General features: G+C 69.9%; 21 protein-coding genes, 1 rRNA gene, 1 pseudogene and 1 riboswitch. Of the genes and pseudogenes, 14 read left to right on the top strand and 9 right to left on the bottom strand.

The features are described 5' to 3' along the window. The 11 genes from rrf to ACFYXB_RS10995 all read left to right on the top strand — a co-directional run. Positions 1 to 95 (top strand): 5S ribosomal RNA (gene rrf, locus ACFYXB_RS11045); the annotation flags it as partial. Positions 96 to 204: 109 nt separating this feature from the next. Then, positions 205 to 813 carry a CDP-alcohol phosphatidyltransferase family protein gene (locus ACFYXB_RS11040; RefSeq protein WP_388501916.1) on the top strand — a complete coding sequence of 203 codons (609 nt, stop codon included), beginning with the start codon at positions 205 to 207 and terminating at the stop codon, positions 811 to 813. 113 nt (positions 814 to 926) lie between these two features. Beyond that, positions 927 to 3,422, top strand: a complete 2,496-nt coding sequence (locus ACFYXB_RS11035) for a mannose-1-phosphate guanyltransferase (protein WP_351347282.1) — start codon at positions 927 to 929, stop codon at positions 3,420 to 3,422. 168 nt (positions 3,423 to 3,590) lie between these two features. After that, positions 3,591 to 4,430 carry a DUF881 domain-containing protein gene (locus ACFYXB_RS11030; RefSeq protein ID WP_389580227.1) on the top strand — a complete coding sequence of 280 codons (840 nt, stop codon included), beginning with the start codon at positions 3,591 to 3,593 and terminating at the stop codon, positions 4,428 to 4,430. After that, complete coding sequence (locus tag ACFYXB_RS11025) at positions 4,427 to 4,759, top strand: small basic family protein (protein ID WP_003988855.1); 333 nt, start codon at positions 4,427 to 4,429, stop codon at positions 4,757 to 4,759. Before ACFYXB_RS11030 ends, ACFYXB_RS11025 begins: the two co-directional genes overlap by 4 nt. A gap of 5 nt (positions 4,760 to 4,764) precedes the next feature. Continuing rightward, a complete protein-coding gene (locus ACFYXB_RS11020; protein ID WP_389580225.1) occupies positions 4,765 to 5,595 on the top strand; it encodes a DUF881 domain-containing protein in 831 nt (276 codons plus the stop codon). Between the two features lie 130 nt (positions 5,596 to 5,725). Beyond that, positions 5,726 to 6,616 carry an FHA domain-containing protein gene (locus ACFYXB_RS11015; RefSeq protein ID WP_389580222.1) on the top strand — a complete coding sequence of 297 codons (891 nt, stop codon included), beginning with the start codon at positions 5,726 to 5,728 and terminating at the stop codon, positions 6,614 to 6,616. 44 nt (positions 6,617 to 6,660) lie between these two features. Beyond that, positions 6,661 to 7,398, top strand: a complete 738-nt coding sequence (locus ACFYXB_RS11010; RefSeq protein ID WP_351347287.1) for a MerR family transcriptional regulator — start codon at positions 6,661 to 6,663, stop codon at positions 7,396 to 7,398. A gap of 86 nt (positions 7,399 to 7,484) precedes the next feature. Then, positions 7,485 to 7,958, top strand: a complete 474-nt coding sequence (locus ACFYXB_RS11005) for a bifunctional nuclease family protein (protein WP_351347289.1) — start codon at positions 7,485 to 7,487, stop codon at positions 7,956 to 7,958. Between the two features lie 262 nt (positions 7,959 to 8,220). Further along, complete coding sequence (locus ACFYXB_RS11000; RefSeq protein WP_351347291.1) at positions 8,221 to 8,865, top strand: MerR family transcriptional regulator; 645 nt, start codon at positions 8,221 to 8,223, stop codon at positions 8,863 to 8,865. Positions 8,866 to 8,942: 77 nt separating this feature from the next. After that, the gene (locus ACFYXB_RS10995; RefSeq protein ID WP_389580217.1) at positions 8,943 to 10,358 is read left to right on the top strand and encodes a DNA polymerase IV; all 1,416 of its coding nucleotides are present in this window, start codon (positions 8,943 to 8,945) and stop codon (positions 10,356 to 10,358) included. A 276-nt stretch (positions 10,359 to 10,634) separates the two neighbouring features. Here the strand turns inward: ACFYXB_RS10995 and ACFYXB_RS10990 are convergent, their stop codons facing one another. After that, on the bottom strand, positions 10,635 to 11,006 hold the full coding sequence (locus tag ACFYXB_RS10990) for a PRC-barrel domain-containing protein (RefSeq protein ID WP_388501926.1): 372 nt from the start codon (positions 11,004 to 11,006) through the stop codon (positions 10,635 to 10,637). Between the two features lie 114 nt (positions 11,007 to 11,120). Beyond that, a riboswitch (glycine riboswitch) is annotated at positions 11,121 to 11,216 on the top strand. Between the two features lie 174 nt (positions 11,217 to 11,390). On the opposite strand from ACFYXB_RS10990, the gene gcvP reads away from it, so the two are divergent. After that, the gene (gcvP, locus tag ACFYXB_RS10985) at positions 11,391 to 14,282 is read left to right on the top strand and encodes an aminomethyl-transferring glycine dehydrogenase (protein WP_389580214.1); all 2,892 of its coding nucleotides are present in this window, start codon (positions 11,391 to 11,393) and stop codon (positions 14,280 to 14,282) included. A 64-nt stretch (positions 14,283 to 14,346) separates the two neighbouring features. Here the strand turns inward: gcvP and ACFYXB_RS10980 are convergent, their stop codons facing one another. The 4 genes from ACFYXB_RS10980 to modA form a co-directional block, all read right to left on the bottom strand. Further along, positions 14,347 to 14,766, bottom strand: a complete 420-nt coding sequence (locus tag ACFYXB_RS10980) for a TOBE domain-containing protein (RefSeq protein ID WP_351347298.1) — start codon at positions 14,764 to 14,766, stop codon at positions 14,347 to 14,349. Between the two features lie 28 nt (positions 14,767 to 14,794). After that, entirely contained in the window at positions 14,795 to 15,892 is a 1,098-nt protein-coding gene (locus ACFYXB_RS10975; RefSeq protein WP_389580211.1) for an ABC transporter ATP-binding protein, read from the bottom strand. A gap of 662 nt (positions 15,893 to 16,554) precedes the next feature. After that, positions 16,555 to 17,403, bottom strand: a complete 849-nt coding sequence (modB, locus tag ACFYXB_RS10970) for a molybdate ABC transporter permease subunit (RefSeq protein ID WP_389580208.1) — start codon at positions 17,401 to 17,403, stop codon at positions 16,555 to 16,557. Continuing rightward, positions 17,400 to 18,233: a molybdate ABC transporter substrate-binding protein gene (gene modA / locus ACFYXB_RS10965; protein ID WP_351347303.1), complete on the bottom strand. Its 834-nt coding sequence runs from the start codon at positions 18,231 to 18,233 to the stop codon at positions 17,400 to 17,402. The genes modB and modA overlap by 4 nt, the downstream gene beginning before the upstream one ends. A gap of 208 nt (positions 18,234 to 18,441) precedes the next feature. Here modA and ACFYXB_RS10960 point away from each other — a divergent pair, with 208 nt between their 5' ends. Beyond that, a complete protein-coding gene (locus ACFYXB_RS10960; RefSeq protein WP_389580206.1) occupies positions 18,442 to 18,909 on the top strand; it encodes a molybdopterin-dependent oxidoreductase in 468 nt (155 codons plus the stop codon). Between the two features lie 57 nt (positions 18,910 to 18,966). On the opposite strand, the gene ACFYXB_RS10955 is transcribed toward ACFYXB_RS10960, so the two are convergent. Further along, on the bottom strand, positions 18,967 to 19,362 hold the full coding sequence (locus tag ACFYXB_RS10955; protein WP_351347307.1) for a helix-turn-helix transcriptional regulator: 396 nt from the start codon (positions 19,360 to 19,362) through the stop codon (positions 18,967 to 18,969). Positions 19,363 to 19,477: 115 nt separating this feature from the next. Here ACFYXB_RS10955 and ACFYXB_RS10950 point away from each other — a divergent pair, with 115 nt between their 5' ends. Then, a complete protein-coding gene (locus ACFYXB_RS10950) occupies positions 19,478 to 20,074 on the top strand; it encodes a DUF1707 domain-containing protein (protein WP_389580202.1) in 597 nt (198 codons plus the stop codon). Here ACFYXB_RS10950 and ACFYXB_RS10945 read toward each other — a convergent pair. The 3 genes and pseudogenes from ACFYXB_RS10945 to ACFYXB_RS10935 form a co-directional block, all read right to left on the bottom strand. Next, positions 20,052 to 20,570: a hypothetical protein gene (locus ACFYXB_RS10945; RefSeq protein ID WP_389580199.1), complete on the bottom strand. Its 519-nt coding sequence runs from the start codon at positions 20,568 to 20,570 to the stop codon at positions 20,052 to 20,054. The two genes, ACFYXB_RS10950 and ACFYXB_RS10945, sit on opposite strands and share 23 nt — an antisense overlap. A gap of 249 nt (positions 20,571 to 20,819) precedes the next feature. Then, complete coding sequence (locus ACFYXB_RS10940) at positions 20,820 to 22,775, bottom strand: amino acid transporter (RefSeq protein WP_389580196.1); 1,956 nt, start codon at positions 22,773 to 22,775, stop codon at positions 20,820 to 20,822. An 894-nt stretch (positions 22,776 to 23,669) separates the two neighbouring features. Then, a pseudogene (locus ACFYXB_RS10935) lies at positions 23,670 to 23,972 on the bottom strand (short-chain dehydrogenase); the annotation flags it as partial. Positions 23,973 to 24,196: the final 224 nt, after the last annotated feature.

Genomic DNA, 24,196 nt, shown 5'->3' with positions numbered 1-24,196 from the left:
AAACGCCCGGTTACATTTCGAACCCGGAAGCTAAGCCTTACAGCGCCGATGGTACTGCAGGGGGGACCCTGTGGGAGAGTAGGACACCGCCGAACTCCCTTTAGAGCTCTGGCTCTTGGGCATGCAGCCCAAGAGCCAGAGCTTTTTTGCGTTGAGGTAGGGTCAGGGGGCATCGTTGGCTCGTTTCCCACAGGAGGCCCCCGGGTGGAGGTCCAGGAGACCCGTGTTCAGACGGACCGGGTACTCACCATCCCGAACATCCTCAGCATGGCTCGGCTCGTCGGCGTACCCGTCTTCCTGTGGTTGATCCTCAGGCCGGAGTTCGGCGGTCCCAAGAGCGATGGTTGGGCTCTCCTGGTGCTCGCGCTGAGCGGCATCAGCGACTACCTGGACGGCAAACTCGCGCGGCGTTGGAACCAGATCAGCAACCTCGGCCGGCTCCTTGATCCGGCCGCGGACCGGCTCTACATTCTCTCGACGTTGGTCGGTCTCACCTGGCGCGAGATCCTGCCGATCTGGTTGACTGCCGTACTGCTGGCACGAGAGCTGGTCCTGCTGGTGATGGTGGGCATCCTCAGGCGTCACGGCTATCCGCCGCCGCAGGTGAACTTCCTGGGGAAGGCTGCGACCTTCAATCTGATGTACGCGTTCCCACTGCTCCTGCTCAGTGACGGAAGCGGTTGGATCTCGTCACTCGCAGCTATTTTCGGATGGGCGTTCGCCGGGTGGGGTACAACGCTCTATTGGTGGGCAGGAGTGCTCTACGTGGTACAAGTCCGCCGTCTGGTCCGTGCGGACACCATGGCCGATTGAGCTCAGGATTGTCCGGACGCAGCGGCTCGATGGCCCTCGACGGAAAAGTGCGGGACAATCTTCACGGGTGAAGTCGGCTAGACCGTCGTCTCTTGGAGGAGGACGCTTCCGACATGAAGGCCGTCGTGATGGCCGGTGGCGAAGGCACTCGCCTTCGCCCAATGACCTCGAGCATGCCCAAGCCGCTCCTACCCGTGGCGAACCGCCCGATCATGGAGCACGTACTGAGGCTGCTCAAAAGGCATGGGCTTACCGAGACCGTCGTAACCGTGCAGTTCCTGGCCTCGCTCGTCAAGAACTACTTCGGTGACGGCGAGGAGCTCGGAATGGAGCTCACGTATGCCAACGAGGAGAAGCCACTCGGTACCGCCGGAAGCGTCAAGAACGCCGAAGAGGCGTTGAAGGACGATGCTTTCCTCGTCATCTCCGGTGATGCCCTGACCGACTTCGACCTCACCGAGCTGATCAATTTCCACAAGGAAAAAGGCGCGTTGGTCACCGTGTGTCTGACCCGCGTACCCAATCCGCTGGAGTTCGGCATCACCATTGTCGACGAAGAGGGAAAGGTCGAGCGCTTCCTCGAGAAGCCGACCTGGGGGCAGGTCTTCTCCGACACGGTGAACACGGGCATCTATGTCATGGAGCCCGAAGTATTCGACTACGTCGACCCAGACGTTCCCGTCGACTGGTCCGGTGATGTCTTCCCGCAGCTGATGAAGGAGGGCAAGCCGGTCTACGGCTATGTCGCCGAGGGCTATTGGGAGGACGTCGGCACGCACGAGTCGTACGTGAAGGCGCAGGCCGACGTCCTCGAAAGAAAAGTCGACGTCGAGATCGACGGGTTCGAGATCTCCCCCGGCGTGTGGGTGGCGGAGGGCGCGGAAGTACATCCCGATGCCGTACTTCGCGGTCCCCTCTACATCGGCGACTACGCGAAGGTCGAAGCCGGCGCCGAGATCCGCGAGCACACTGTCGTCGGATCCAATGTCGTCGTCAAGAGCGGTGCATTCCTGCACAAGGCTGTCGTGCATGACAATGTGTACGTCGGGCAGCACAGCAATCTGCGGGGCTGCGTCGTCGGCAAGAACACCGACATCATGCGCTCGGCCCGGATCGAGGACGGCGCCGTCATCGGTGACGAGTGCCTGATCGGTGAAGAATCGATCGTTCAGGGCAACGTACGGGTCTATCCGTTCAAGACGATCGAGGCCGGCGCGTTCGTCAACACCTCGGTCATCTGGGAGTCCCGGGGCCAGGCGCACCTCTTCGGCGCCCGTGGGGTGTCCGGGATCCTGAACGTGGAGATCACGCCCGAGCTGGCCGTGCGGCTGGCCGGCGCGTATGCAACCACGCTCAAGAAGGGGTCGACCGTCACCACGGCCCGCGACCACTCCCGAGGCGCGCGTGCGCTCAAGCGGGCAGTGATCTCCGCTCTGCAGGCCAGTGCCATCGACGTACGGGACCTGGAGAACGTGCCGCTGCCCGTGGCGCGACAGCAGACCGCGCGGGGCAGCGCCGGCGGCATCATGATCCGGACGTCGCCGGGTGTGCCGGACTCCGTCGACATCATGTTCTTCGACGGGCAGGGGGCCGACCTCTCGCAGGCGGGCCAGCGGAAGCTGGACCGGATCTTCGCGCGGCAGGAGTACCGGCGCGCGTTCCCGGGCGAGATCGGCGACCTGTACTTCCCGTCGAGCGTCTTCGACTCGTACACCGGGTCGTTGCTGCGGAACGTCGACACGACTGGGATCGCCGAGTCGGGGCTCAAGGTCGTCGTGGACGCGTCGAACGGCAGCGCGGGGCTCGTTCTGCCCAGCCTGCTCGGCAAACTCGGTGTGGACTCGCTGACGATCAATCCCGGTCTGGACGAGGCCCGGCCGACCGAGACCGCCGACATACGGCGGTCGGGGCTGGTGCGGCTCGGCGAGATGGTGGCGTCGTCCGGTGCCGCGTTCGGTGTGCGGTTCGACCCTGTGGGCGAGCGGCTGTCCCTGGTCGACGAGAAGGGCCGCATCATCGAGGACGACCGGGCGCTGCTCGTGATGCTCGACCTGGTGGCCGCCGAGCGGCGCAGCGGGCGGGTCGCGCTGCCGGTGACCACGACCAGGATCGCCGAACAGGTGGCCGCGTACCACGGCACCCAGGTGGAGTGGACCACGACCTCTCCCGACGACCTCACACGCGTGGGGCGTGAGGAAGGGACCATCTTCGGCGGTGACGGCAAGGGCGGATTCATTGTCCCGGAATTCAGCAGCGTCTATGACGGTACGGCGGCGTTCGTACGGCTGATCGGGCTGGTGGCCCGCACACAGCTCACGCTCAGCCAGATCGACGCCCGGATCCCGCGGGCGCACGTCCTCAAGCGGGACCTGGCCACTCCGTGGGCTGTCAAGGGCCTGGTGATGCGGCGTGTCGTCGAGGCCGCCGGAGATCGCTCCGTCGACACGACCGACGGCGTGCGGGTCGTGGAGACCGACGGGCGCTGGGTGATGGTGCTGCCCGACCCGGCCGAAGCGGTCACCCATCTGTGGGCGGAGGGCCCCGACGACGCCTCGGCGCAGGCCCTTCTCGACGAGTGGTCGGGTGTCGTCGACAGCGCCGGACGGTAAAACCCGCTGCACGCGTGCGTGCCGGACAAGTGTCCCCCAAGGGGGCCTGTCCGGCACGCCAGTGGGGCCATTCGGAGGTACCGGTCGGGACGTGCGACGATGTGCGGCATGCCGCAGCAACCCCCCGTTCGGAGCACACCCGCGCGGCCTCCGCGTCCGGACGCCTCCATGTCGTTGATCACCAACGTCATGGACCACAGTCTCGACGACGGGTACGCCGAGGCCGCCGCCCGGAGGGAGAACCAGGGCAAGGGCGGCATGCCGAAGACGCTCCGGGCGAAGCTCGGTCTCGCGGCCGGTCTGGTGCTCGCGGCCCTTGTCGTGACCGTCGGGGCGGCACAGGCGCGCGTGGCGGCACCTGTCGTCGCCAAGGAGCGCCAGGAGCTCATCGACCGCATCGACCGGGAGACCGTGTCGGCGGACAAGCTGGAGGGCAGCGTCGATGAACTGCGCGACGACGTCGCCGCCCGGCAGCGGGCGGCGCTGAAGAAGAGCGGCGGCAGTGATCAGGCGGATCTGGTGGGCATCCTGTCCGGCGCCACGGCGGTGCACGGCCCCGGGGTGAAACTCGTCGTGGACGACGCCAAGGAAGCCAGCACTGGCGGTGACGGGACCAACCCGCGCGAGACCTCCGGCTTCTCCGACACGGGCCGGGTGCGCGACCGCGACATGCAGCGCGTCGTGAACGGACTGTGGGCCTCCGGGGCCGAGGCCGTCTCCATCAACGGACAGCGGCTGACCGCCCTGTCGGCGATCAGGGCCGCGGGTGACGCGATACTGGTTGACAACAAGCCGCTGGTGCCGCCGTACACGGTGCTGGCGGTGGGGGACGGGCAAAGGCTGAGCACCAGGTTCCAGAACAGCGCCGACGGGCTGTATCTGCATGCTCTGCAAGAGAACTACGGGATCCGGACCGGTATCTCCACGGAGAGCGACCTCCGGCTGCCCGCCGCACCGAGTGTGATCGTACGTACCGCGCAGCCGAGCACAGAGAAGGGCACATCGTGATCGCCGTACTGGGCCTCGTCGTGGGAGTCGTGGCCGGTCTGTTGGTTCGTCCCGAGGTTCCGGCGGTCGTCGAGCCGTACCTTCCGATCGCCGTCGTCGCGGCGCTCGACGCCGTCTTCGGTGGCCTGCGGGCCATGCTCGACGGCATCTTCGACGACAAGGTCTTTGTGGTGTCGTTCCTGTCGAACGTCGTCGTGGCCGCCCTGATCGTGTTCCTGGGCGACAAATTGGGCGTGGGCGCGCAGCTGTCCACCGGTGTCGTCGTGGTCCTCGGCATCCGCATCTTCTCCAACGCCGCCGCGATCCGGCGGCACGTGTTCCGGGCGTGAGACGGATGAGCGACAAGGACGAGCAGCCGGAGAACAGGCTGCGCAAGGAGCTGCCGGAAGAGGTCCCCGCGTCGGCTCCCGGGGAGGGGCAGGCGGAGAGTCCGGAGCCCGCGCTCACCGGCCGCCAGCGGCTGGTGAAGGGGCTGTGGCCGCTGCGCGTCAGCCGGGCCCAACTCATCGTCGCCCTGCTGTTGTTCGGCCTCGGATTCGGCCTTGCCGTGCAGGTGGCGTCGAACAGCGACAGCGACAGCGCGCTGCGCGGCGCGCGTCAGGAGGATCTCGTTCGTATCCTCGATGAACTCGACGACCGTACTCAGCGTCTTGAGGACGAGAAGACAGGACTCGAGAAGCAGCGCGAGGACCTGCAGAGCAGCTCCGACCAGGCCTCGGAGGCGCGCAGGCAGACGGACGAGAAGGAACGGCAACTCGGCATCCTGGCGGGCACCGTGGCCGCCCAGGGTCCTGGCATCACGATGACGATCGACGACACGAAGGGAACGGTCCAGTCGGACATGCTGCTCGACGCGATCCAGGAACTGCGCGCGGCCGGCGCGGAGGCGATCCAGGTGAACGGGGTACGGGTGGTCGCCGGCACGTATCTGACGGACTCGGGCAAGACGGTGAGTGTCGACGGGAACAAGATCAACGCCCCCTATCGTTTCAAGGTCATCGGCAAGCCGCAGGACCTCGAGCCGGCGCTCAACATCCCCGGAGGCGTGGTGCAGACACTCGAGAAGGAGCAGGCCACCGTGACCGTCGAGCGTTCCACCAAGATCGTCGTCGATGCCTTGCGGGCAGCGAAGCAGCCTGACTACGCTCGGTCGTCCTCGCAGTGAACCGGCGGTGCATGGGGGACGTCCGGCAGGGGCATGAGGTTGCGGGGGGTCGGCGCACCGAAGGGGTGGTGCGTGGTGGAAACTGTCTGGTGGATACGGACGTTGTGAGAATGTCCGGGTCGGCCGGTGTATGCAATCAGGGTTCGTCCTGCCCCACGGGCGGGTCTGTTTCAGTCAAGGGGAATCGCCCGTGAAGTTGTTTGCGAAGTTGTTCGGCAAGAGCGCGCGAGGGGGCAGCGGCAACGCGACCGCTCGTCATCGCGCACAGCCTGACGCAGAGGGCCCGCGCCCGCTGTTCCGTGACCAGGTCGCTGGTCCGGGCGGCGACATTTCCGGTGGTCAGGGCGCGCCGTCTGTTGACCCTGCCCAGTCTGGCGGCATAGGTTTCGGACAACCGTCGACCTCAAGTACGGGTGGAGGGTTTGCCTCCGATCCGTACGCGTCCAATGCCCCGGCGGGGCAGCCGCGGCAGGAGGATCCGTCCATGTCGGTCCTGGTGTGTACGAGGTGCGGTAACCGCAACGCGGAGAACGCCCGCTTCTGTTCCAATTGTGGTGCGCCGCTGCGCGTCGGCGCGAGCCCGGAGCGTCCGTCCGAGACGACGTCCACGATCTCCATCTCCGGTCTCGAGGCCTACGACGCGGAGGTCACCGGTCAGACTCAGGTGCCGACGCTGTCGCCCGAGGCTCAGGCGGCCGTCGACGCCCTTCCGGTGGGTTCGGCTCTGCTGGTGGTGCGCCGCGGTCCCAATTCCGGCAGTCGTTTCCTGCTGGACGGTGAGCTGACCACGGCCGGCCGTCATCCGCAGAGTGACATTTTCCTGGACGACGTGACGGTCTCGCGCCGTCATGTGGAGTTCCGGCGCTCTTCGGACGGCTCGTTCACGGTGGCCGACGTGGGCAGTCTGAACGGCACGTACGTCAATCGCGAGCGGATCGACCAGGTCCCTCTGTCGAACGGTGACGAGGTGCAGATCGGCAAGTACCGGCTGGTGTTCTACGCGAGCCGGCAGGGCATCTGACCCTCCCTCGGACTGCGTCCGGGGGAGGACCCCAGGGAAGGTCCATGCTGCAAACACCGAGCGGCGGTGCCGGGCACGGTGCCGCCGCCACGGACAGTGGGCTTATGAGCATCGGCACGGTGCTGAACGTGCTGCGCGACGAGTTCCCAGAAGTCACCATCTCCAAGATCCGCTTCCTGGAGTCGGAGGGCCTCATCGAGCCGCAGCGGACCCCCTCGGGGTACCGCAAGTTCAGCGCCGGTGATGTCGAGCGCCTGGGGCACGTGCTGAGGATGCAGCGGGACCACTACTTGCCGCTCAAGGTCATCCGGGAGCACCTGGACGCCGTGGAGCGTGGCGAGGCCGTACAGCTGCCCCTCGTGGGCCGTCAGCGTGACGGCAGGGCCCTCCCGGAGCCCCCGGAGGTGCCCACGGCGGCCAGGATCGGGCGGGACGAGCTGCTGGCCGCTGCAGAGATCGACGAGAGCGACCTGCGGGAGTGGGAGTCGTACGGGCTGATCGCACCGCTCGAGGACGGGGCGTACGACGCGGAAGTGGTCACCGTCGCCACGCTCGTCGCCGAGCTGGGACGGTTCGGGATCGAGCCGCGCCACCTTCGGGTGATGAAGGCCGCCGCCGACCGCGAGGCCGGGCTCGTCGACCAGGTGGTGGCGCCGCTCAAGCGTCACCGCAATCCGCAGACCAGGGCCCACGCCCAGGCCCGTGCGGAGGAGCTGGCGGCGCTGACTGTCAGGCTGCACGCGGCCCTCGTGCAGACCGCGCTGGGCGTGCGTCTGCCGTGAGCGGCGCCGGTGCCCTGGGGGCCGGATCGGGCGCCCGTTCCCTGCCCGACTACCCAAACGTCCCGGGCACGGCCTAGGGTTGCTGTGTGAACGAGCTCGATGTCGTAGGTGTCCGGGTCGAAATGCCCTCCAACCAACCGATCGTGCTCCTGCGTGAAGTGGGCGGCGACCGGTACCTCCCCATCTGGATCGGCCCGGGGGAGGCGACTGCGATCGCCTTCGCCCAGCAGGGGATGGCCCCCGCGCGACCGCTGACTCACGACCTGTTCAAGGACGTGCTGGAGGCCGTCGGTCAGGAGCTCAGTGAGGTGCGCATCACGGACCTGCGTGAGGGCGTCTTCTACGCGGAGCTGGTCTTCGCCAGCGGGGTCGAGGTGAGTGCGCGCCCGTCCGACGCCATAGCGCTGGCCCTGCGCACCGGAACGCCGATCTACGGCAGTGACACGGTGCTCGACGACGCGGGTATCGCGATTCCGGACGAGCAGGAGGACGAGGTGGAGAAGTTCCGCGAGTTCCTCGACCAGATCTCGCCGGAGGACTTCGGCTCCAGCAGCCAGTGAGACGGTCGGCCGGTCCGTCGGACCCGGGGTCCGCGCCGGGCCGACCTGGGGCTCTTCACGCGCCACCACCAGGCAATTGCCAGGGGCCACTGAGAGCGTCCTACGCCTCCGCCTCCGAGCATTCGGCTAGCCTTTCCCCGCGGTGGGGAACGGGAAACCACTCCTAGGGTGATTATCACTCGGCGTGCCGAGTGTGGCGATCGTTGACGCACCCCTGGTGACTGCCTACCGTCGAGAAGGCAGGTCAAGGACGGAGGTCGGCGTGAGCAGCAGCGGCGACGGTACGGCTGGGGGTGCCCCCGGACGCAGTTTCGGGGAGAGCGGTCCGTACCGGCTTCACGACAGCGCGGCTGATCACGCCCCGCAACGGCCGACGGCCGTACCGAGCGGCGGAGGGGCGGCGTCCATGGCGCACGAGGAGATCGGTTACCGCGGTCCGACGGCCTGTGCGGCCGCCGGCATCACCTATCGGCAGCTTGACTACTGGGCCCGCACCGGCCTCGTCGAGCCGAGCGTGCGCCCTGCCCACGGGTCGGGAACGCAGCGGCTGTACAGCTTCCGGGACGTCGTCGTCCTGAAGATCGTGAAGCGCTTCCTGGACACCGGTGTGTCGCTGCAGAACATCCGCAGCGCCGTCCAGCACCTCCGGGAACGCGGCTTCCGCGACCTGGAACGCATGACGCTCATGAGTGACGGTGCGACCGTCTACGAGTGCACGTCGCCCGACGAGGTCCACGCCCTGCTCCAGGGCGGTCAGGGCATCTTCGGGATCGCCGTGGGCGTGGTGTGGCGGGACGTGGAGAGCGCCCTCTCGCAGCTGCACGGCGAGCGGATCGACACCGGTGAGACGCTCGTCAGGCACAACCCGGCGGACGAGCTGGCCCGGCGGCGCAACCGGGCTGTCTGAGCCCGCCCCGCCGGGCCACGGCGAAGTCCGTGGCCTGTGCGGGGGCATTGTCAGTGGCGTGGTGCAGCATCGGAGATGTGAGAAACGCGCCCACGATCCTGCATCTCGACATGGATGCCTTCTTCGCCTCGGTGGAGCAGGCGTCCAAGCCGAGCCTGCGCGGGAAGGCCGTCGTCGTGGGCGGGCTCGGGCCGCGCGGGGTGGTCGCCACCGCGTCGTACGAGGCACGGGTCTTCGGAGTCCACTCGGCGATGCCCATGGCCCAGGCGCGCAGGCTGGCTCCGAACGCCGCGTATCTCGTGCCGCGCTTCGGTCTGTACCGCTCGATCAGCGAGCAGGTGATGGCGCTGCTGCGGGAGCTGTCACCGCTGGTGGAGCCGCTGAGCCTGGACGAGGCGTTCGTGGACCTGGAGGCCGGGGGAACGGCCTGGGACGAGGCGTCGGCGCGGCTGGCGGGGGTGAAGCTGCGCGCGGACATACGGGCCGGCACCGGGCTCACCGGGTCGGTGGGACTCGCCGCCTCCAAGATGCTTGCGAAGATCGCCTCTGAGGAGGCGAAGCCCGACGGGCTGGTGCTGATCGAGCCGGGCACGGAGCGGGCGCTGCTCGGCCCCATGTCGGTGCGGACTCTGCCGGGGGTCGGGCCGGCGACGGGCGACCATCTGCGGCGGGCCGGGATCACCACGGTCGACGAGCTCGCGGAGGCGGGTGAGGACGAGCTTGTACGGCTGGTCGGCAAGGCCCATGGGCATGCGCTCTACGCCATGGCGCTGGCGCACGACGAGCGGCCCGTGGTGGCCGAGCGTGAGACAAAGTCGGTGTCGGTCGAGGACACGTACGACGTGGACATCCACGACCGGATCCGGGTTGGGCTCGAGGTGCAGCGGCTGGCCGACCGGTGTGTGCGGAGGCTGCGCGGGGCCGGGCTGTCGGGGCGGACCATCGTGCTCAAGGTGCGGAGGTACGACTTCTCGACCCTGACCCGGTCCGAGACGCTCCGTGGGCCGACGGACGATCCGGCGGTGGTGCGGGAGGCGGCGGCGCGGCTGCTGGACCCCGTGGACACGACGGGGGGAGTGCGGCTGCTCGGGGTGGGGGTGTCGGGGCTGGCCGACTACACACAGGAGGACCTGTTCGCGCAGGCGGCGGGGGAAGGGGCGGACCCCTCGGCCGAGGAGGCCGTGGCGGAGCCCGTCGCCGAGGAGGCGGCGCGCGCCGAGCGCCGCTGGCCCTCCGGGCACGACGTGCGGCACACGGAGTACGGACACGGCTGGGTGCAGGGCAGCGGGCTGGGCCGGGTGACGGTGCGCTTCGAGACACCGGACTCGGAGCCGGGCCGGGTGAGGACGTTCCGCGTCGACGACCCTGCATTGGAACCGGCGGATCCGCTGCCGTTGGTGTCCCGAAGACAGGTGGACGGAGAGGGTGGGGCCGACGGGGGGCTTGAGGGGGCCGCGCACAGTGGGGGCGGCTCGGGTGGTGGTGTTGAGTGAGGGCGTTGAGTGAGGCGGAGGGAGCTTGGCGGGGTGCGGGTGGTCCGTGCATGGGTGGGGGCGTGCGAGAGCAGGGCGGGAAGCGTCCGGCCGAGGTCGGCGTCGCTCTCGACGGCACCTCGCGGGGTCGAGGGGTGACCGGGGGAGCCGTGAGCCCGTCCGCCGCGGTGTGCGTCGGCCTGTGCGGAGTCTGGGCGGGGCCGCAGCGGTTGGGGAAGTCGGTGGCTTCTGCGGGTGGGTCGGTGCTGTGGCCCCGCGCCGTAGGGTCCTGCGGTTTCAGACGTCCTCCGTGCCGGCCAGTTTGCCGAAGTCGTGGTCCGGGACCTTGGGGGGTGGGGCCACGTCCAGGCCGTAGTGGTGGTATAGCTGGAGTTCCTGTTCGGGGGAGAGGTGGCGGCCCACGCCGAAGTCGGGGGCGTCCTTGATGAGGGCCCGTTCGAAGGGGATCCGCAGGGTGCCCTCGACGAGTTCGCTCGGCTCGAGGGGGACGAAGGCGTCGCGCGAGAAGAGGCCGGTGCGTATGGCCGCCCATTCCGGCACGCCCGTCGCGTCGTCGAGGTACACCTCGTCGATCGTGCCGATCTTGGTGCCGTTGCGGTCGAACGCCTTGCGGCCGATCAGGTTGCGCGGATCGAGGTCGGTCTGCACGGGCCCTCCACTTGGTCGCAAATCATCCGTAAGCACTACGAAAGAGCAGATTCGGGAAGGCGGCCACTCGAAGACCCTCCCGTTGACCTCGCTGGTAGGCTGGCAAGCGGCTGCTGACCCCGTGCGGGAGAGTCCTCCGGACATCATCGGAGGCGCCGAAGGAGCAAATCCTCCCCGGAATCTCTCAGGCCCACGTACCGCACGGACGAGGTCACTCTGGAAAGCAGAGCGGAGGTCGACGGTTTCCGCTCTCACCGACGGTGAAAGCCGGAGCCCCTAGGCATCCGGTGAAGCTCTCAGGTTGAGATGACAGAGGGGGAGGCCGTCGGGGTGCCCGTGCCGGGGTACCCCTCGAAGGTCGCGTCAGACCAGGAGGCCTCCGCAATGACCGCCCACCGCATTCCGCTCACCGAGCTCGAACAGGGCACCCCCTTCGAGCAGCGCCACATCGGGCCCGACCAGGAGGCGCGGGCCAAGATGCTCGCGCAGGTGGGTTACGGCTCCCTCGATGAGCTGACCGCCGCCGCCGTGCCTGACGTGATCAAAAACGCCGACGCGCTCGACCTGCCGGGCGCGCGTACAGAGGCCGAGGTGCTGGCCGAGCTGCGCTCCCTCGCGGACCGCAACCAGGTGCTCGGATCGATGATCGGCCTGGGCTACTACGGCACCTTCACGCCGCCCGTCATCCTGCGCAACGTCATGGAGAACCCGGCCTGGTACACGGCCTACACGCCGTACCAGCCGGAGATCTCCCAGGGCCGCCTTGAAGCGCTGCTGAACTTCCAGACCATGGTCGCCGACCTCACCGGGCTGCCGACCTCCGGTGCCTCCCTCCTCGACGAGGGCACCGCGGCCGCCGAGGCCGTGGCGCTGTCCCGGCGCATGGGCAAGAACAAGAAGGGCCTCTTCCTGGTCGACGCGGACGCGCTGCCGCAGACCATCGCCGTGATCGAGACCCGTGCCGAGCCGGCCGGCGTCGAGGTCGTCGTCGCCGACCTCAGCGACGGCATCCCGACCGAGATCGCTGCGCGTGAGATCAACGGCGTGCTGATCCAGTACCCGGGCGCCTCCGGTGCCGTACGCGACATCAAGCCCGTCATCGACCAGGCGCACGAGCTCGGCGCGCTCGTCACCGTCGCCGCCGACCTGCTGGCGCTGACCCTCCTGACCTCGCCCGGCGAGCTGGGCGCCGACATCGCCGTCGGCACCACGCAGCGCTTCGGTGTGCCGATGGGCTTCGGCGGACCGCACGCGGGCTACATGGCCGTCCACGAGAAGTTCGCGCGCAGCCTGCCCGGCCGTCTCGTGGGCGTCTCGGTCGACGCCGACGGGAACAAGGCGTACCGCCTGGCCCTGCAGACGCGTGAGCAGCACATCCGCCGGGAGAAGGCGACCAGCAACATCTGTACCGCGCAGGTGCTCCTCGCGGTGATGGCGGGCATGTACGCCGTCTACCACGGTCCCGAGGGCCTGAGGTCCATCGCGCGCCGCACCCATCGCTACGCCACGATCCTCGCCGCCGGCCTCACCCGCGGCGGCGTCGAGGTCCTCCACGGTGCCTACTTCGACACACTGACCGTCAGGGCCGCGGGCCGTGCCGCCGATGTCGTGGCCGCCGCGCGCGAGAACGGCGTCAACCTGCGCCTCGTCGACGCGGACCATGTGTCGCTCGCCTGCGACGAGACCACCACGCGGGCCCAGCTCGGCGCCGTTTGGGCCGCGTTCGGGGTCGAGGGCGAGGTCGAGGTCGAGGCGCTGGACGCGGTCGCCGAGGACACGCTGCCGACCGCGCAGCTGCGCACCTCCGACTTCCTCACGCACTCGGTCTTCCACCAGCACCGCTCCGAGACCGCGATGCTGCGCTACCTGCGCAAGCTGGCCGATCGTGACTACGCGCTCGACCGCGGCATGATCCCGCTGGGCTCCTGCACCATGAAGCTCAACGCGACCACGGAGATGGAGCCCATCACCTGGCCCGAGTTCGGGCAGCTGCACCCCTTCGCGCCGGCCGAGCAGGCGCAGGGCTATCTCACGCTCATCCAGGAGCTCGAGGAGCGGCTTGCCGAGGTCACCGGGTACGACAAGGTGTCGCTGCAGCCCAACGCCGGTTCGCAGGGCGAGCTGGCCGGTCTGCTGGCCGTCCGCGGCTACCACCGGGCGGGCGGCGAGGAGCAGCGCACCGTCTGCCTCATCCCGTCCTCCGCGCACGGCACCAACGCCGCCAGTGCGGTCATGGCCGGAATGAAGGTCGTCGTCGTGAAGACCGCCGGGGACGGCGAGATCGACGTCGAGGATCTGCGGGCGAAGATCGAGCAGCACCGCGACGAGCTGGCCGTACTGATGATCACCTACCCGTCCACGCACGGTGTGTTCGAGGAGCACGTCGCCGACATCTGCGCCCAGGTCCACGAGGCGGGCGGCCAGGTGTACGTCGACGGCGCGAACCTCAACGCCCTGGTCGGCCTCGCCAAGCCCGGCCACTTCGGCGGCGACGTCTCGCACCTCAACCTGCACAAGACCTTCTGCATCCCGCACGGCGGCGGCGGTCCCGGCGTCGGCCCGGTCGGCGTGCGTGCGCACCTGGCGCCGTACCTGCCGAACCACCCGCTCCAGCCGGCCGCCGGTCCGGAGACGGGCGTCGGCCCGATCTCGGCTGCGCCGTGGGGCTCGGCCGGCATCCTGCCGATCTCGTGGGCGTACGTCCGCCTCATGGGCGGCGAGGGGCTGAAGCGGGCCACGCAGGTGGCCGTGCTCTCCGCGAACTACATCGCCAAGCGCCTGGAGCCGTACTACCCGGTGCTGTACACCGGCCCCGGCGGGCTGGTAGCGCACGAGTGCATCGTCGACCTGCGCCCACTGACCAAGGCGACCGGCGTGACCGTGGACGACATCGCCAAGCGGCTGATCGACTACGGCTTCCACGCGCCGACGATGTCGTTCCCGGTGGCCGGCACGCTGATGATCGAGCCGACCGAGTCGGAGGACCTGACAGAGCTGGACCGGTTCTGCGAGGCGATGATCGCCATACGGGCGGAGATCGAGAAGGTCGGTTCGGGCGCCTGGCCCGCGGACGACAACCCGCTCCACAACGCTCCGCACACCGCCGCCGCGCTCGGCGGGGAGTGGGCGCACGCCTACAGCCGTGAGGATGCTGTCTTCCCGGCCGGTGTCTCGGCCGCCGACAAGTACTGGCCGCCGGTGCGCCGTATCGACAATGCCTTCGGTGACCGGAACCTCGTCTGCTCCTGCCCGCCGATGGACGCGTACGAGGACTGAGCGAAGCTCTCAAGCTCTGAGTGAGGGCTCCCACCTGGACGCCGGGTGGGAGCCCTCGTGCGTGCTACACCTTGGCGAGGGAGACCTCGGTCGACTTGATCAGGGCGACTGCGGACGATCCGGGCGTCAGCGCCAGGTCGTCGACGGCGTCCTTGGTGACGGCGGCGGTCAGCGCGCCGCCGTCGACGGTCAGTTTCACCGAGGCCATCGCGCCGCCGACGGCGACGTCGGTGACCGTGCCCGGGATCTGGTTGCGGATCGACAGTCCCTCGACCGGGCCGGTGGCGAGGGCGACCTCCGTCGACTTCACCAGGGCGCGGACGGCGGAGCCGGGGGCCAGGCCGAGGTCGGTCACTGCTTCCCGGGTGATCGCCGCGGTGAGGGCCTGACCGCCGGTGAGGCGGATGCCGACGGTGGCCATCACCTCGCCCGGGGTGATGGTCGTGACGGTGCCGGGGAGTTGGTTGCGGATGCTCAGGGTCATGAGCATCAACCGTAGGCCCGGTAGTGCTTTATGCCGGGTATGCATGAGTCTGGGTCGCCTTGACCGTCGCCCAGACCGCGACACCAGGGTGCAGGTCGAGCTCGGCGGCGGCGACCGCCGTCAGATCGGCGGCGAGGGCGAGTTCACCGGTGAGGTCCGCGCGGATCTGGTCGCCGTGGGTCTCCAGGCCGGCCACCTCGCAGCGCCAGAGGTTGCGGGCGCTGGAGCCGGTGGGACGGTCCCGGTAGAGGGTGACGGCACCCGGTGGGAATGCCACGAACACCGGTCCCGAGAGGTCTTCGGTCGTGGTGATGGCGGGGCCGGCGTCCAGGTCTACGGTGTGGCCCTCGGCGCGTCCTCGGTACAGGTTCAGTCCGACGAGCTGAGCGATGTAGTCCGTACGCGGATGGCGGGCGATCTCGGACGGGCCGCCCTCCTGGACCACCCGGCCCTCCTCCACCACGACCAGCCGGTCCGCGAGCACCATGGCGTCCAGCGGATCGTGCGTCACCAGGATCGCCACCGCCTCGAACTCGGCCAGATGACGGCGGAGTTGGGCGCGCACGTCGAGGCGGGTACGGGCGTCCAGGGCGGCCAGGGGCTCGTCCAGGAGCAGCAGCCGGGGGCTCGTGGCCAGGGCGCGAGCCAGGGCCACGCGCTGGGCCTGGCCGCCGGAGAGGCTACGGGGTTTGGCGCCGGCGTGCTCGGCTAGCCCCATGCGCTCCAGCCAAGCTGCGGCCCGCGCCCTGGCCTCCGCCTTGGTCGCGCCCTGGCAGCGCGGGCCGAAGGCGACGTTGTCCAGCGCGGACAGGTGCGGGAAGAGCAGATAGTCCTGGAAGACCACACCGACGGGCCGGGACTCCGGCGGCGTACGGTCCAACGAGGCGCCGTCCAGCCGCAGATGGCCCCCGGTGAGCGGCACGAGCCCGGCGAGCGCACGCAGGGCGGTGGTCTTCCCGGCACCGTTGGGACCCAGCAGGGCGACGACGTCACCCGGGGCGGCACTCAGCGCCACGTCGAGACGGAACGCTCCGAGGTCGACGACGAGCCGGGCGTCGAGCCCGTCGCCCCGCATGCCTTCGCCTTCTACGGCCAGGCCGGCGGTGGTGTCGTCGATGTGGGTCATGGGGTGCACATCCAGGAGTTGGGCGGGGGAGCGGCCGTTGTCGCGGTGCGTTGCGGGGTGGCGGAGGGGAGGCGGGGCCGGGGGTGCCGAGGGCGGATGCGGTCGTGCGAGTGATCGTACGGCGGCGGGCGGCGGCGCGGGCTGGTCGCGGGAGGGGTGGGGTAGGTGGTTGGTGCGTGTATGCGCAGGGGCGCGGGCGTGTACATGGCGCGGCGGGGCGAGAGTTGGATACGGACGGGACCGGTAGGGGCGGCGGGCGCGGGGAGACGCGAGGCACACTCGTGGCGCCCTGGGCGGCGGGTGGGACGGGGCTCGTGCGTGGCGAGGCGGGATGTGCGGGCGGCGAGGCGTGCGTCGGACGGACGGGGCGGTATGGGCGACGGCGAGGTGGGGTATGCGTGCGGCCGCGTGTGCGTGGCGGGGCGAGGGCGGGCCGGTTGCGGACGTGCCCGTACAGGCGGCGACTCAGGGCGGGCCGGGGTGAGGACGGGCCGGGGTGTGTGCCGGGCACGGTCGTGGTGGCATGCCCGTGCCGGCTTCGATGACCCCGGGGTCGGCGCCCGGGCTCCGTCGTCGTTGTGCGAGTGGGCGGTGCGTTCCTGTGTGTACGGCGGCTCGTCATGGGGTTCGGTCCCGTGGGCGTCGTATCGTGTCGGCCTTCGTCATGACGTCGTCATCCAGCGGTCCCGTAGGCCCGCCAGGACCGCGATCGACACGGCCAGCAGGACCAGGCTCAGGGAGATCGCCGCTTCGGGGTCGTTCTGGAGGGCGAGGTAGACCGCGAGGGGCATGGTCTGGGTGCGGCCGGGGAAGTTGCCGGCGAAGGTGATCGTCGCGCCGAACTCGCCCAGCGCGCGGGCCCAGGCGAGGACCGCGCCCGCCGCGATGCCGGGGGCGATGAGGGGGAGCGTGACCCGGCGGAACGCGGTGAAGCGGGACGCACCCAGCGTGGCGGCCGCCTCCTCGAAGCGGGGGTCGGCGGCGCGCAGGGTGCCCTCGACGCTGATGACGAGGAACGGCATCGCCACGAACGCCTCCGCGACCACGACGCCCGCCGTGGTGAACGGCAGCGTGATCCCGAACCACGAATCCAGCCACTTGCCGACCACGCCGTTGCGGCCGAGGGCCAGCAGGAGCGCCACACCGCCCACCACCGGGGGCAGGACGAGCGGCAGGGTCACCAAGGACCGTACGAGACCGCGTCCCGGGAACTCCGTGCGGGCCAGCAGCCAGGCCAGGGGTACGCCCAGGACCAGGCTCACGGCCGTCGCCGCGGTCGCGGTGACCAGGGACAGTTGGAGCGCCTGCCACACCTCTGTGCTGGTCAGCTGGTCCGGGAGGCTGCTCCAGGGGGCCCGGACGAGCAGGGCGACGAGGGGGAGGAGCAGGAACGCCAGGGCCACGACCCCGGGGAGGAGTAGGGGGAGCGGCACCGTCCTTCGGACACTCCGGCGCCGCGGGCCGCCCGTGAGGGTGTCGGCCGCGGCGCCGGACTTGTCGAGCTCCGTCACGGCTTGAGGAACCCGGCCTCGCTCAGGACCTGCTGACCCTCGGCGGACTGCACCAGCGCGATGAACTCCTTGGCCGCCACCGCGTTCGGGGCGTTCTTGAGCAGAGTGATCGGGTAGTCGTTGATGGCCTTGGCCGACTCGGGGAACTCCACGCCCTCCACCTTGTCGCCGGCCGCCTTCACATCGGTCTTGTAGACGACCGCGGCGTCGGCCTCCTTCAGCTCGACCTTCGTCAGGGCGCTCTTCACGTCCTGCTCGTACGACACCGGGGTGAGCTTCAGCCCGCTCGCCTCCAAGGCTTTCTGCGCGGCGGCGCCGCACGGCACCGTCTTGTCGCACAGGACGACCTTCAGGCCGGACTTGGTCAGGTCCTTCAGGGAAGCGACCTTGTCGGGGTTGCCGGGCAGGGTGGCGATCTCCAGCTGATTGCGGACGAAGGTTGCGGGCGTGCCGGACGCGTCCCCCTTGTCCGTCACGATCGCCATCGTCTTGGGGCTGGCGGCGGCGAAGACGTCGGCCGGGGCGCCGCCGGTGATGCTCGCGGCCAGGGTGTCGCTGCCGCCGAAGTTGAAGGTCACCTTGGTGCCCGGGTGCTCCTTCTCGAACTCCTTGCCCAGCGCCGTGAAGCTCTCCTGGAGCGAGGCGGCGGCGAACACGGTCACCGTGCCGGACAGCTTCGGCGACGCGGACGACGACGAGTCGGGCGTGCCCGAGGACCCCGACGAGGAGGAGTCGTCGGAGGAGGAACAGGCGCTCAGGGCCAGCAGGGCGGCTGCTCCCGCACCGGCCACCTGCAGCGTTCGTCGGGTCCGGCGCGCGGAACGGGTCATCACGGATCTACTCCTTGGTGTCCTGGGAAAAGCTGTCGCGCCCTTCCACGGCCGGGCTGGCACCGTGTGGTGATGATGATACTGCCGCATCTGCGAGGTGGAAGTCATCTGTCGCATTGCATGAGCAGGGACAATAACGGAATGAGGTACGCATGTGCGTTTGTACGGTGCCCTCGTCCGGGTACCGTCATCCGGGAGGTGGTGGCACGTGACGCTCGCGGAACTCGCCCTGACCGGCGACCTGGCCCGGCCGGCCCGTCTCACCGTGCCGGATCTGCTCGGCTGGCCCCAGCATCGGGTGAAGGTCGCCTTCGAGTGCGCCACGAGCGGGATGCAGTACCACGCGTTCGCCGGTCCGCGTCTCTACGACGTCCTGGCCGACGCGGGCCCCGGCTTCGATCCGGCCCGCCGCAAGGACCGCCTGCGCTTCCTCATCGCCGTGAGGGGCACGGACGGGCATCAAGTCCTGCTGTCCTGGGCCGAGATCGACCCGGACTTCGCCCACGCCCCGGTCCTCCTCGCCGTCAGCATCGACGACACCCCGCTCGACCGGGCCGGACCCCAGTTGGTTCTCCCGCAGGACCGCTGCGGCGCCCGGCACATCAGCGGCATCAACGCGATCCGGGTGGACGGCGCCTACCGCTGGCGGCAGCCGGGAGCGATGGCCACCGCGTGAAGCGGGCGGCGTGAGGCGTGAGGCATTCGGTCAAGGCCTGAGCGGGGAGGCCGGCGCTCAGGCGCGGTCGATGTGCACGTTCGTCGACTTCACCCGGGCCGTGGCCTCCATGCCGACCTCCAGGCCCAGTTCCTCGACGGCCTCCCGGGTCAGCAGCGAGACCAGTCGGTGCGGGCCCGCCTGGATCTCGACCTGGGCGGCGACGTCGCCGAGCTTGATCGCGGTGACGATCCCGGGGAACGCGTTGCGGACCGAGGTGTACGGGGCGTCCTCGTCGCCCGTGCCCGTCTTCGCCAGCTCCACCGAGAACGCGGCGAGGTCCTGCCCGTCGATGAGGCGCCTGCCGGCCTCGTCGCGATGGGTGGCCACCCGGCCCGCGTCGGCCCAGCGGCGGGCGGTGTCCGGGCTCACGCCGAGCAGCCGCGCCGCCTGGCCGATCGTGTAGGACTGCATGCCGGTCACGATAGGGCCGGTGGCGGGAACCGTGGGCATGGGGCCGGGCGTTGGGTATAACGCGATATAACGTTAGTGTGGGTGCGTACCTGCGGAGACCGATCGGAGTGAGGGCATGTCGGCTGAGCTCGTGGGTACGGGTGGGTCGCCCGCACTGAGGGCCTCGCACGCGGACCGGGACCACGTGGTGGACGTCCTGACCGCCGCCGCGGGGGACGGCAGGCTGACGGCCGAGGAACTCGACGAACGCGTGGAGGCCGCGCTCTCGGCGCGCACGCTGGAGGAGCTGGCCGCGCTGACGGTGGACCTTCCCGAGGCGGCCGGGGCGCCTCCGGTCAAGGACGTCGTCCGCATCGAGCAGAAGGGCGGCTCGACGACGCGCGGCGAGGGCTGGGTGGTGCCGCGGCGGATGGCGATCGAGTCGGCCTGGGGCGATGTGACGCTCGACTTCACCCGGGCCGTGATCACTCACGAAACCCTGCGCATCGACCTGGACATGAGCGGCGGCACGCTGCGCCTGGTGACCCGCCCAGGCGTCGTCGTGGACACCGACTCGCTGGTGATCGGCTACGCCAAGATCAAGACGCGCCCGGCGGGTGACCCGGGGACACCGGTCGTCCTGCGAGTGGAGGTGGGTGGGCGGTTGAGCTACGGCCGGGTGGTGGCGCGTCCGGCGCGGCGCGGGTTCGTCAGGAAAGCCCCGACTCCCTGAACACCGCCTGTGCGGTCGAGTCGTCGATCTCACGGCCCAGCCGCTCCAGCGCCTCGGAGCCGTGCCGCAGCGTGCCGCGTTCCCTTGAGCGGCGTACACCCGTGTCCAGTTCGTGCCACAACAGCGGGTTGGCGAGCAGCACGCGCGGGTCGACCTCCAGGCGCCGGCCGTAGACGTCCCGGAGGACGAGGTGCGAGGAGACCCCACCGGACTGGCGTACGGCCACGAGCGCGTCCGTACTCACCCGTCGGCGCCGCATGGTGCCGCGTACCTCCAGCCATCCCGGGCCGGCGATGACGCGGTGGGGCAGGAGGATCGCGCAGGCGGCGGTGGTCAGCACGAGCCACAGCAGAGCGCGCGGGGCCGTGAGGGTGCCCGCGTCCCAGTCGACCAGGAACGTCATGCCGCAGAATGCGAGGGCGCAGCCGACCGCGAGCCGGGCACTGCCACGCCAGTGGCGGTCGCCGGTCGGGTTCAGCGGTCCGCTCCGTCGCACGCCGTCGACGCTAGGCTCCCAGAAGGCCGCAGCGGCGACCACTGACAGGGCTCTGACGCCGCACGGCCGGATTTTGACGCCGCCATGACGCCGTCGCGGACGTGACGCCCGTGACGTCGCCATGACGCCGTCGCGGACGTGACGCCCTCGCCGCTGTGACGTCCTCGGCCACCTGCCGCTCTCGCCGCCCGCCGACCTTGAGACGCAGATCGCCCTGACGTCCTGGCCGCTCTGTCGCTCGTCGGCGGTTCAGCCCGTGTGTACCCGCGGACGCCGTGCGCGGTCCGGCTCCGCCTCGCGCAGGACCTCCCGGGTGACCGGGGCGACCTCGCCCTGGCCGAACAGGAAGAAGCGCAGGAAGTTGGCGAACGGGTTGCCCTCGGTCCACTCGAAGTAGATGTGCGGCGTGCAGCCCGTCACGTCGCGGACGTGGAGGAGCAGCGCGGCCAGGGCGTTCGGGATGGAGGCGGACTCCAGGGTCAGGACGCGGTAGCGGTTGTGCAGGACCTCGCCGCGCACGGTCAGGCCCGCCTCGAACTCGGAGGGGTCGGTGACCGTCACCTCGACGAAGACGAAGTCCTCCTGCTCCGGCATGTCGTTGTCCTGCCGGATCTGCTCGATCTTCTCGCGGTACTCGGCCTTGTCCCTGCGGTCGGGCTCGTTGGCGATGAACCGGATCCTGCGGCTGGCGATGTCGCGGATGAAACGTTCCGCCATCGGGTCGAGCGTCACGCTGGTCACGCGCAGCTCGAAGGCCCGGGCCAGCCGGGACAGCAGCGAGACCAGGATGATGCCCGCGATGAAGCAGGCACCGATCTTCACACCGTCGGGCCGCTCGATGACGTTCACGACGGTCGTGTAGAGGAACACCGCCGAGATCACCGCGAATGCGATGCTCCACTTCCGCTGCCCGGCCTTGCGGGCGGCGATGGTCACCGCGATCGCCGCGGAGCTGATCAGCACCAGCACACCAGTGGCGTAGGCGCCGCCCTGTGCGTCGACGTCCGCGTCGAAGATCCAGGTGACCAGGAAGGCGACCAGGGTGAACACGATGACCATGGGGCGCACCGCGCGTGCCCAGTGCGGGGCCATGCCGTAGCGGGGTAGGTAGCGCGGCATCAGGTTGAGCAGGCCCGCCATCGCGGACGCGCCGGCGAACCACAGGATGGCGATGGTCGAGACGTCGTACACCGTGCCGAAGGCGTTGCCCAGGTACTCGTGCGCGAGGTACGCCAGCGCACGGCCGTTGGCCTGGCCGCCGGACTTGAACTCGTTCTCCGGGATGAGCAGCGTGGTGATGAAGCTGGTGGCGATCAGGAAGCAGCTCATGATGAGGGCCGCCGTGGTCAGCAGCTTCTTCGTGTCCCGGATCCGGCCGGTCGGCTTCTCCTCGGTGTCACCGGGGTCGCCCTCGACATGCGGCATGACGGCGACGCCGGTCTCGAAGCCGGAGAGGCCGAGCGCGAGCTTGGGGAAGACGATCAGGGCCACGCCGATCATGGCGAAGACGCTGCCGTGTTCCGTGGTCAGGGCGGAGGTCCAGTCCGTGATCACGTGCTTGGCGGTGAGCACGTGCCACAGGCCGCTGACGACCACGACGACGTTCAGCGCGAGGTAGATCCCGACCAGGGCGACCGCGACGCCGATGGCCTCCAGGAAGCCCTTGAGGAACACCGCGCCGAGCAGGGCGACCAGGAACAGGGTGATCACCATCTGGTGACCTTGCAGGACGCCGGTCAGATGCGGGTTCTCCACCAGGTGGGTGGAGGCGTCGGCGGCCGACAGGGTGATCGTGATCAGGAAGTCGGTGGCGGCGAAGCCGAGGAGGGTCAGCACGAACAGCTTGCCCTGCCAGAAGGACAGCAGCCGCTCCAGCATGGCGATGGAGCCTTCGCCGTGCGGGCTCTCCTCGGCCACCCGACGGTAGACGGGCAGGGCGCCCGCCAGGGTGACTATCACCAGTACGATCGTCGCGATCGGCGACAGCAGACCGGCCGCCAGGGCGGCGATGCCCGGCTGGTAGCCGAGGGTCGAGAAGTAGTCCACGCCGGTCAGGCACATCACCCGCCACCAGCGCTGGCCCTTGTGCACCGACTGCGGCTCGGCGTGCGGCCCCTGATGACCGCCGGCCTTGCCCATGTCGGACAGGCCTTCCAGCATCCACGCGCGCAGGCGACTGGGAGGCGGGTGTTCGGTCGTGGCCATCGGCCTGCTCCTTGTGCGGCTCAGAATGTTCCCGGCCATCACGCGGACGGCCGCACCAGGTTAAACAGAGCGTGACGCGTGGGCCCACGGATCCAGGGCCCGCAGGCGTCAATCTTCCGTTAAGAATGGCTCGACGGGCGATGGCGGCGCATCAAGAAGCGGGGGTGATGAGGCAAAAGCAGGGGGTTGGGCTGTACAGGTGGCGGTCGTCGTGCGTCTCGGGACCGGACACCGAGCGTTATGGTGTGCGACACCACTTCGCCACCCTGGACGAAGCCCCGGCCGGACACGATCCGGTCAGCGGACCGCGCGCCTGCCGCGGTTGTGGACGAAGCAGTTCCAGCTGGGGCCGCGCCGCGGCCCGTGATGCCGGCGTGCAGGGACGTGACGCGGACCAGCGCGAGGTGGTGGCGTCTGCGACCCGTGACCGCGTAGACCGGGAGGTCCTCGAACCGGGAGCCCGGAAGCAGGTGCACGCCACCGTCAGGACCCGGCCGGAGCGGCTCCTCGCGGCCCGGGCGTGTCCGGAGGCGGCGAGGCCGCGCGGTCCGCACCAGCCGGCCGAGAGCCAGGAGGCGTCCGGGTCGAGGGCGAGCACCGCGTCGGCGTCGGCCGGCTCCGGGCGCCGTACGGTCGCGCTCATCGCGTGCCGTCGCCGCGTCCCAGGCAACTGCCCGCGCTCGTCAGCTGGTTCCGCGCGTGGTCCCCTGGCCCAGGCGCCATCGGCGAGCACGTGGGCGGGCGAGCGGGGAGCACCCGCGTCGCCCGCCCCGGTGGCCGACGGCCCCTGCTGAGCGGCAGTGTCAGCGCTGGCCGGCCTTCTCGCCGTGGTTGGCCTTCTTCTTGCGGGCTCGCTTGGACACGTACGTCAACTCCGTCGCCGTGGTGGGTGGTTCAAGCGGGCCTGCGACCGACCAGCAGGTCGGCGAGCTTGTTGAGCCGCTTGACCGTGCGGCCCTCGGTCGCCGCCGGAGCCGGGTCGACGCGCTCGCCGCGGTCGTAGTAGGCGCCGTTGACGATCTCCACGGCCGGGTCGCACAGTCGGACCCCGTGCGTGGCGCCCTCGGCGGGCGAGACGCCCTCGTGCGCGTAGAGCGACAGCAGCGCCGTGTCGCAGACACCCGGGTGCACCGAGACGGCGGTGACGCGCGGGTCGGCCGCGAACACGGTGAGAGCCAGTTGCGCCTGGGCGTGCGAGGTGTGGAAAAGGGAGAGAAGCGGGGCGCCGGACGGCGGTCACGGCGCCCCGCGAGTCACCGAAGGCGACTGCGCGTCAGCGGGACGCGAGCGCTTCCGGGCAGCGCGGCACACGACGTAGCGGCCGAGCGGGAGTCGGCGGCCGGTCGAAGAGGAGCCAGGCGCTGTTCACGGATTCCATGCAAGCCGTCCCGCCCGCTTCGGACAAGCCGAAGTGCCGCTTC

Source organism: Streptomyces sp. NPDC002619, from assembly GCF_042889305.1.
Lineage (GTDB): Bacteria > Actinomycetota > Actinomycetes > Streptomycetales > Streptomycetaceae > Streptomyces.
Note: the sequence above shows the minus strand (reverse complement) of the source record. Positions and strands in the feature narration are given on the sequence as shown.